General features: G+C 67.7%; 8 protein-coding genes and 1 pseudogene. 1 reads left to right on the top strand and 8 read right to left on the bottom strand.

What is annotated here, in order from left to right; translation table 11 throughout:
- The 8 genes and pseudogenes from VIB55_RS20540 to VIB55_RS20580 all read right to left on the bottom strand — a co-directional run.
- Nucleotides 1–601 (bottom strand): annotated as a pseudogene (locus VIB55_RS20540) (PAS domain-containing protein); the annotation flags it as partial.
- A gap of 547 nt (nt 602–1148) precedes the next feature.
- Nucleotides 1149–1502, bottom strand: coding sequence for a hypothetical protein (locus VIB55_RS20550; RefSeq protein ID WP_331878541.1), 354 nt, complete (start codon nt 1500–1502; stop codon nt 1149–1151).
- A 377-nt stretch (nt 1503–1879) separates the two neighbouring features.
- Nucleotides 1880–4270, bottom strand: coding sequence for an excinuclease ABC subunit UvrA (locus VIB55_RS20555; protein WP_331878542.1), 2391 nt, complete (start codon nt 4268–4270; stop codon nt 1880–1882).
- A gap of 13 nt (nt 4271–4283) precedes the next feature.
- Nucleotides 4284–4514 (bottom strand): hypothetical protein, encoded by a 231-nt coding sequence (locus VIB55_RS20560; RefSeq protein ID WP_331878543.1) that lies wholly within the window; start codon nt 4512–4514, stop codon nt 4284–4286.
- A gap of 23 nt (nt 4515–4537) precedes the next feature.
- Nucleotides 4538–4981, bottom strand: coding sequence for an SRPBCC domain-containing protein (locus VIB55_RS20565; RefSeq protein WP_331878544.1), 444 nt, complete (start codon nt 4979–4981; stop codon nt 4538–4540).
- On the bottom strand, nt 4978–5307 hold the full coding sequence (locus VIB55_RS20570; protein ID WP_331878545.1) for a metalloregulator ArsR/SmtB family transcription factor: 330 nt from the start codon (nt 5305–5307) through the stop codon (nt 4978–4980). Before VIB55_RS20570 ends, VIB55_RS20565 begins: the two co-directional genes overlap by 4 nt.
- Nucleotides 5308–5428: 121 nt before the next feature.
- Nucleotides 5429–6508, bottom strand: a complete 1080-nt coding sequence (locus VIB55_RS20575; protein WP_331878546.1) for an EAL domain-containing protein — start codon at nt 6506–6508, stop codon at nt 5429–5431.
- Between the two features lie 259 nt (nt 6509–6767).
- Nucleotides 6768–7274: a response regulator gene (locus tag VIB55_RS20580; protein ID WP_331878547.1), complete on the bottom strand. Its 507-nt coding sequence runs from the start codon at nt 7272–7274 to the stop codon at nt 6768–6770.
- Between the two features lie 206 nt (nt 7275–7480).
- On the opposite strand from VIB55_RS20580, the gene VIB55_RS20585 reads away from it, so the two are divergent.
- Nucleotides 7481–7894 carry a 6-pyruvoyl trahydropterin synthase family protein gene (locus VIB55_RS20585; RefSeq protein WP_331878548.1) on the top strand — a complete coding sequence of 138 codons (414 nt, stop codon included), beginning with the start codon at nt 7481–7483 and terminating at the stop codon, nt 7892–7894.
- The last annotated feature ends 216 nt before the right edge of the window (nt 7895–8110 follow it).

Genomic DNA, 8110 nt, shown 5'->3' on the forward strand with positions numbered 1-8110 from the left:
CGGGGTAGAACTTGGAGAAGTGGCGGCCCATGATTTCGGCCGCCGCGTAGCCGTTGATCCGCTGCGCTCCCTCGTTCCAGCTGGCGACCCGGCCCTGCGTGTCGAGCATGAAGATGGCGTAGTCGCGTACGCCCTGGACCAGGGTGCGGAAGCGTTCTTCGCTCAGGCGCAGCGCCTGCTCGGCCGCACGCCGCTCGGTGAGGTCGCGCGTGACCTTCGCGTAGCCCACCAGGGTGCCGTTGGAGTCGCGGAGCGCGGTGATCACCACGTTGGCCCAGAAGCGCGAGCCGTCTTTCCGCACCCGCCACCCCTCGTCCTCCACCCGGCCGTCGCGCGCGGCGATCTCCAGCTCGATGTCCGTCTTGCCCCGCGCCACGTCTTCGGGGGGATAGAAGATGGTGAAGTGCTTGCCGATGATCTCGTCCGGCGTGTAGCCCTTGAGCCGCTGCGCACCGGCGTTCTAGCTGAGGATGTTGCCCCCCGCGTCGAGCGCGAAGATGGCGTAGTCCACCACGCTCTCCACCAGCAGGCGGTACAGCCCGCTGCCCTCCAGGGCGGAGGCTGGGCCGCCGGCGAAATCCGCCGCCTCGGTTTCCGACACCGACCGAAGCACGCCCAGCGGGGTGGTGCGCTGAGGTCGGGGTTTTTCAGGGACCGCCATGGGTGGGCTCGGATGGGTCGAAGGGTCGGGTCAGGGATCGGCTTCAGCCCCGAGAAGAATCACTGCTGAAGTTGCGGCACGGATCGTTCCAACTCGCGAGGCTTCATCCGCGCAAAACCCTTCCTGAGTTCTGTCAAAGTTTTGATTCGCTGCTCCACCCCGATCACGAAGACGCCGAGGACGGATTGCAGTTCTCTGCGTCCTCTCTGTTTTCTCTGCGCCCTCCGCGTGAAACAGCAGTAAAACCCAGCTTTGGATGGACTGCTGGGTCAGGCGCCGACGTAAGCATTGTTCGATGCGACCACCGACCGCTCACCGGCGACGGACTGTCGCTCAGGGTGAGGGGTCCGAGACAGAGCACCTTGAGCGTAGAAGAACGCCGCGAGGGCCAGGCTCTCGCGGCGTTCTACGCAGGCGGGTGAGAGGATGGTCGCGCCGGGCCCGCCAGCCCGCTTCCTCACCCCTTCCCGCACCGAGGATCGCTACCTTAGCCGACGCTTCTGCACGCCGACCAGGCTCCGAAGAAGATGTCGATGAGCCCATGGCGAATGGTGCCTCCCACCGCGTTGCCCACCAGGTGCCCGGAGAAGTGGAACTCCGTGCCTGAGCCAGCCGGGTCCGCGACGGTGAAGTGGACGTTTGTGTCCTCGTCGAACATGTCCTTCGCCTGCCGCCACGTCCCCGTGACGGAGGTTTCTCCTCCGCTTACAGTTACGGTGCCCTGGTACGCATCCGGGCCCGAAGCTTCGAACGTCGCCGTGTACGTGGCGGTGGCTGGGCGCTCCCTCGTGCGCACGAACAGGGTCCACGTACCTACCACGCTTTCGAGTGTCTCGGTCATCGAATTATCATCCTGGTCTTGATGAACGTTTGGTCCTATTCCGGAAATGGTTCCGGAACTCCTTGCGCGAGCAGCGGGCCCCGGTCGCCTACCTAGAGTAACGTTTCTGTGTTTCGTTCACAATCTTTTTAAGCCATTGCGCTGGTTCACCCCAGGTCAGGGGTGTCGCGCCCGCAGATCGATGATCCAATCGGCATGGGCCAGCACGGCCGGTGGTCCTTGATGATGAGCCGCATCGCCACACGAACCGCCTGCGTCCATGCAGCGATTGGAGATGGGCGACGGAGACAGGGGTGCCTGGCCGGCGCCGGGGCCCAGGTCGATGATCCGGTCGGCGTGGGCGCTTGTGCAACGCTGGCGGCGTTCCCGCGACTCGCTCAAGGAGGTGCAACCAGCCTCAACCCGCCACCCACGTACGCAGCCAGGTGCTCGCCCGTGAGCGTGGAGCGCGCTGCTACCAACTCCGCGGGGGTGCCCTCGAAGACGATGCGGCCGCCGTCGTGGCCGGCGCCGGGGCCCAGGTCGATGATCCAGTCGGCGTGCGCCATCACCGCCTGGTGGTGCTCGATGACGATCACCGACTTGCCGGCGTCCACCAGCCGGTCCAGAAGCCCCAGCAGGTTCTCGACGTCGGCCAGGTGCAGGCCCGTGGTGGGCTCGTCGAGCACGTAGATCCCGCCCTTGTCGCCCATGTAGGTGGCCAGCTTCAGCCGCTGGCGCTCGCCGCCGGAAAGCGTGGTGAGCGGCTGGCCGAGCGAGAGGTAGCCGAGCCCCACGTCCGCCATGCGGGCCAGGATCGCGTGGGCCGCGGGCGTCTTCGCCGGGCCCGATCCGAAGAACTCCGCCGCGTCGCTCACCGGCATCGCCAGCACCTCGCTGATGTCCCTGCCGCCGAACTTGTACTCCAGCACCTGCGCCTGGAACCGCTTGCCGCCGCACTCCTCACAGACGGTCGCCACGCCGGCCATCATCGCCAGGTCGGTGTAGATGACACCCGCGCCGTTGCAGGTGGGGCAGGCGCCCTCGGAGTTGGCGCTGAACAGGGCCGGCTTCACCCCGTTGGCCTTCGCGAACGCCTTGCGGATGGGCTCCAGCAGCCCGGTGTACGTCGCCGGGTTGCTGCGCCGCGAACCCTTGATGGGCGCCTGGTCCACCGACACCACGCCGGCCGACGCGGGGACGGAGCCGTGGATGAGTGAACTCTTGCCGGAGCCCGCCACGCCGGTGACGACCACGAGCACCCCGAGCGGGATGTCGACGGACACGTCCTTGAGGTTGTGCCGCGTGGCACCGCGGATTTGCAGCTTCCCGGTCGGCTTGCGCACCGCGGGCTTGAGCGACGCGCGGTCGCCCAGGTGGCGGCCGGTGAGGGTGCCGCTGGCCCGCAGCCCGTCCACCGTGCCCTGGAACACCACCTCGCCACCGGCGGTGCCCGCGCCGGGCCCAAGGTCGATCACGTGGTCGGCGTTCTCGATGGTTTCCGGCTCGTGCTCCACCACCAGCACCGTGTTCCCCTTGTCGCGCAGCCGCAGCAGCAGGTCGTTCATCCGCTGCACGTCGTGCGGATGCAGCCCCGTGGTGGGCTCGTCGAACACGTAGGTGACGTCGGTGAGTGACGATCCCAGGTGCCGGATCATCTTCGTCCGCTGCGCCTCGCCCCCCGACAGCGTGCCCGATGGCCGGTCCAGCGACAGGTATCCCAGCCCGATCTCCGCGAACGAATCCAGCAGGTGCTGCAGCCCGGCCAGGAGCGGCGCCACCGACGGCTCGTTCAGCCCGCGCACCCAATCGGCCAGGTCGCTGATCTGCATCGAGCAGGCGTCGGCGATGTTGATCCCCCGGATGCGCGACGACCGGGCGGCCTCGGCCAGCCGGGTGCCGCCGCAATCGGGACAGGTGGTGAACGTCACCGCGCGCTCCACGAAGGCGCGGATGTGCGGCTGCATCGCCTCGACGTCCTTGGACAGGTACGACTTCTGGATGGAGGGGATCAGCCCCGAATAGGTGAGGTTGATGCCGTCGATCTTGATCTTGGTCGGCTCGCGGTAGAGCAGGTCGTGCAGCTCCTTCTTGCCGTAGTCGCGGATGGGCTTGTCGGGGTCGAAGTAGCCGCAGCCACGGAAGATGCGGCCGTACCACCCCTCCATGCTGTAGCCGGGGATGGTGAGCGCGCCCTCGTTCAGCGACTTGCTGTCATCGTACAGCGCCGCCCGGTCGATGTCGTTGACGGAGCCCATCCCCTCGCAGCGCGGGCACATTCCGCCGAGACGGTTGAAGACCACCTTCTCGGCCTTCGTCTTCCCCTCGCCGCGCTCCACGGTGATGGCGCCAGCCGCCCGCACGGAGGGCACGTTGAACGAGAAGGCGCTCGGCGGGCCGATCTGCGGATCCCCCAGCCGGCTGAAGAGGATGCGCAGCATGGCATTGGCATCCGTCACCGTGCCGACGGTGGAGCGGGGATTGGCGCCGATCCGCTCCTGGTCCACGATGATGGCCGTCGTCAGCCCGTCGAGCAGGTCCACCTCCGGCCGCGCCAGCGTGGGCATGAAGCCCTGCACGAAGGCGCTGTACGTTTCGTTGATCATCCGCTGCGATTCGGCGGCGATCGTCCCGAAGACGAGCGAGCTCTTCCCCGAGCCGGAAACGCCGGTGAACACCGTCAGCCGCCGCTTGGGGATCTGGACGCTGACGTCCTTGAGGTTGTTCTCGCGCGCGCCCTGCACGCGGATCAGGTCGTGGCTGTCCGCGGGATGCTGGTCGATAGCCATCGTCAGAATCGTATCAGCGAGAGTGGAGGGTGCGGCGCGCGGTGCGCCAGCGCGTGGCGTAGGGCAGGGCGAAAAGGTACAACCCGCTGAACAGGAGCAGGAAGAGCGGCGGAAGCGGCGCGTAGGTGATCCACGCCGGCGGCGTGCCGCCATCCGCCCGCGCCAGGGCGACGAAGTTGGCGATCACGGCTGCGGTAAAGGCGATCGACAACCACCGGTGGCCCTGCCGAATCCACTTGTTCATCGCGTCATCCTCCGTCCGAAGGGTTACGGGATCCCGTCCAGCAGCTCGCCCAGCCTGCCCGTCATCATCTTCCATCCGTACCGCGCGCCGCCGAACTCCTGCTTCTGGTCGGGTCGGAAGCCCGACTGCACGATGGACAGCCGCGTCCCCGATTCCGTGGGGGTGATGCGAAAGGTGACGACGGTGTCCAGAAAGGGGACGGTCCACGTGTAGCTGAGCGTGCGATGCTCGTCAATTTCGAGCATCCGGCAGTCCACGGTGCCGTCCCACCCGGGGTACGCCTGCGGCGCCTTCAGCGTGAACTCCGCCCCGGGCTGCAGGGTGAACCCGATGGCGGGGAGCAGCCACTCCCTGAGCAGCTCCGGCTCGGTGAGCGCCCGCCACACCTTTTCCGGCGGATGCCGCAGGTCCACCTCGAACGCAATGGTCTCGCGCTGTTCGGGCGCGGTGATGTCGGCGAACTTCATTCGTCCATCTTCTCCAGCAGCTGTTGGAGGCGGCCGATGCGGTCCGTCCAGAAGGCCTGGTAGTGCGCGATCCAGTCGATGAGCGGCTTCATTCCCTGCGGCTCCACCCGGTAGAAGACATGGCGCCCCTCGCGGCGGCCGGTCACCAGGCCGGCGTCCTTCAACGCCGCCAGGTGCTGCGAAACCGCCGGCTGGGAGATGTGGAACCGTGCGGTCAGGTCCTTGACCGCCGCTTCGCCCCGCGTCAGCGACTCGAAGATCGCGCGGCGGCTGGGGTCTGCCAGGACCTGGAAGATCCGGTCTTCGGGATCGTGCGCGCTCGCCATGGGTGAATAGATAAGTTCGTGCTTATGGATTGTCAAGGATCGCGTTCGGCGACCAAACGCCAGCAGGGCCGGCGGAGGAAGCTCCGTCGGCCCTGCTGAAATCGCGTCAGATGGATGACCCTCAGGCGGACGCCATCACGTCCGGTTCCACCAGCGCGCGGGGAGCGGGGTCGGGGTGCGGCCGGCCGAAGAGATAGCCCTGCAGCAGGTCTGCCCCCAGCTCCGTCATCAGCCGCCACTCGTCGTGCGTTTCCACGCCCTCGGCCAGGGCCAGCTTGCCATTGTCCTGGGCCAGCTTTACCAGCGAGGCGCACACGTCGCGGTGGAAGGCCGATTCGGGCGCGCGCGACACGAGTTCCCGGTCGATCTTGATGAGGTCGGGGCTCAGGTCGGCCATCATCGCCAGGCCGCTGTACCCGCTGCCGACGTCGTCCAGCGCCACCTTGAACCCCTTCTCGCGGTAGTACGCCAGCAGCGTGCGCAGCTGCGTGGGGTCCACCCGTTCCGTCTCTACCACCTCGAAGATGATGTTGCCCGGCTGCAGCCCCGCCTGCGCGGCGGCGCGCACGGTGGTGCGCAGGCAGAACTCGGGTTTGTAGATGGAGGTCGGGAGGAAGTTGATGAGCACGTGGCAGTCGGTCGGCAGCCCCGCCGCGCCGGCGCGCCGCAGGTGAAGCTCGCGGACCTGCCGGTCGAGCATGAACGTAAGCTGCTCCTGCTGCGCCCACTGCAGCAGGGTGAAGGGCGAGACGATGCCACCATCCTCCCCGCGCCCGCGCATCAGGCACTCGTAGCCCCACAGGTCCAGCGACCCGGCCCGGAAGATGGGCTGGAACCAGCTTTCGATGCGCCCCTCGGCCAGCATGGCCGGGAGCGGCGAGCTGTCGGCCGGCACCATGTCCGAAAGCCGGCCGGCGTGCAGAAGCGTAACGAGCTGCTCCTCGAGCGCAACGCCTCGCCGCGCCCAGGCGGCGCGCAGCTCGCCGAAGCGGTCGAAGTCCAGCTCGGTGCGAAGGAACGCGGCCACCTGCGCGATCCCCGACCAGCGCGACCCGCTGCCGACCTCCACGCGAACGCCGCCCAGCGCCGGATGCACCACCCAGTCGTCGCCGGACGCGAACTCCGTCAATTCCGGGTAGCGGTCCAGCCCCGGCGCCAGCACCACCAGGCTTCGGGCGTCCGTCCTGCACTCACAGATCATCGCTCGTCATCCTCACACATCGATTTTCCGCATCGCTCACGTCCAAAGATAATACAAACAATAGACCACGCCTCCCGCTTCCGTGCTGGCCGGCGCCGTCGTGAATCACGCGGAGGCGCGGAGGTCGCGGAGGGAAGGGGAGACGCTTCTGCAGTTCTCCGCGTTCTCCGCGCCTCCGCGTGAGATCTGCCGTACCTGGTACCAACGAAAAAGCCGTCCACTCTCGCGGACGGCTATCGGTCCAATCGAACCCGGGCGCTCAGGCGGCGTGCCGACCGCTTTCCAGCCACTCGCGCACCTTGGTGAGGAACGAGCGCACGTCGATGGGCTTGGGCACCAGGTCGTCGCAGCCCGCGTCCATCACCCGGTCGCGCGCGCCCTCCATGGCGGTCAGCGCGATGATGGGCACCGTGCGCAGGGCGGGCACCTCGCGGATTTCGCGGGTGGCCTGCAGCCCGTCCACGCGGGGCATCATCATGTCCATCAGGATGATGTCGGGGGTCTCGGCGAGCGCGCGGTCCACCGCTTCGCGACCGTTCGTGGCCTCTACGACGCGGTAGCCGAAGGCGTCGAGCAGCGTGCGCAGGGCGTCGCGGCTGTCCTCGTGGTCTTCGGCCAGCAGCACCACGGGGCGCGCTTCGCCGTCCACGTCGTCGTCCTCGGGCGGCTGCACGGGCGACATCCGCGGCGCGCGCGTCTTGCGCGGCCGGTCGGACGCGGAACGGAGGTCGGGCGCCTCGGCATGCGAGAGCGACGGGGCAGCCATCACGCGGATACGCGGGAAACGGGGCCTGCGGGAAGGGGATCGTGTGCCGATCCGTGCGGGTTCGTTACAAGCAATTCGTATGCCTGCAGCTAAGCACGATCGGGCGGAAAACGGCTGACAGGCTCCGGGTGGCGGGTGCCGGCCGCGCCGCGTACAATCCGGGCTCCACCAGAAGCGACATCATCAAAGGGGCGGGCATGCCGCGGATGCAGCTGACCAGGAAGGTGCGCTTCAGCGCGGCCCACCGGTACCACCGGCGGGAGTGGAGCGACGAGCAGAACCGCGAGGTGTTCGGGCCGTGCGCCAACCCGCACGGGCACGGGCACGACTACCTGCTGGAGGTGACGGTGGAGGGCGAGGTGGACGCGGTCACCGGCTTTTCGGTGGATCTGGGGCGGCTGGATGCCGTGCTGCGCGACGAGGTGATCGGTCCGTTCGACCATCAGCACCTGAACCACGTGGTTCCCGAGTTCGCGCCGGGCGGGCTGATCCCCACCTCGGAAAACATCCTGCTGCTGATCTCGCACCGGCTGACTCCCCGGCTAGCCGACGTTACCATCGTGCGGCTGCGGCTGCACGAGAACCCCGACTTCTACGTGGACTACGTGCCCGGCACGTAGGGGCGCTCACCTGGCGCACAGAGGCAGCGGCCTCGCGCCCTGCTGGGGGCCCAGGCCAGCACGGGCGAATGAATTCGCTGCAACAACCACACGACGTCCGCCTTCGCGGACTGGCTTGCTCGAGTGCGGGTTGAGGCTTGTGGCGCGACCTTGTCGGGTGACACAGCGCCTTCTGGTCGAGCGCACCGAACCCAGCCGAAGCGCAATCGAATTCTC

The organism is Longimicrobium sp. (assembly GCF_036554565.1).
In the GTDB taxonomy this organism is placed as follows: domain Bacteria; phylum Gemmatimonadota; class Gemmatimonadetes; order Longimicrobiales; family Longimicrobiaceae; genus Longimicrobium.

Bases quoted from the DNA above. Each gene is read 5' to 3' on its own strand.
- VIB55_RS20550 (WP_331878541.1), bottom strand. From the start codon at position 1,502: ATGACCGAGACACTCGAAAGCGTGGTAGGTACGTGGACCCTGTTCGTG.
- VIB55_RS20570 (WP_331878545.1), bottom strand. From the start codon at position 5,307: ATGGCGAGCGCGCACGATCCCGAAGACCGGATCTTCCAGGTCCTGGCA.
- VIB55_RS20555 (WP_331878542.1), bottom strand. From the start codon at position 4,270: ATGGCTATCGACCAGCATCCCGCGGACAGCCACGACCTGATCCGCGTG.
- VIB55_RS20580 (WP_331878547.1), bottom strand. From the start codon at position 7,274: ATGGCTGCCCCGTCGCTCTCGCATGCCGAGGCGCCCGACCTCCGTTCC.
- VIB55_RS20575 (WP_331878546.1), bottom strand. From the start codon at position 6,508: ATGATCTGTGAGTGCAGGACGGACGCCCGAAGCCTGGTGGTGCTGGCG.
- VIB55_RS20560 (WP_331878543.1), bottom strand. From the start codon at position 4,514: ATGAACAAGTGGATTCGGCAGGGCCACCGGTGGTTGTCGATCGCCTTT.
- VIB55_RS20585 (WP_331878548.1), top strand. From the start codon at position 7,481: ATGCAGCTGACCAGGAAGGTGCGCTTCAGCGCGGCCCACCGGTACCAC.
- VIB55_RS20565 (WP_331878544.1), bottom strand. From the start codon at position 4,981: ATGAAGTTCGCCGACATCACCGCGCCCGAACAGCGCGAGACCATTGCG.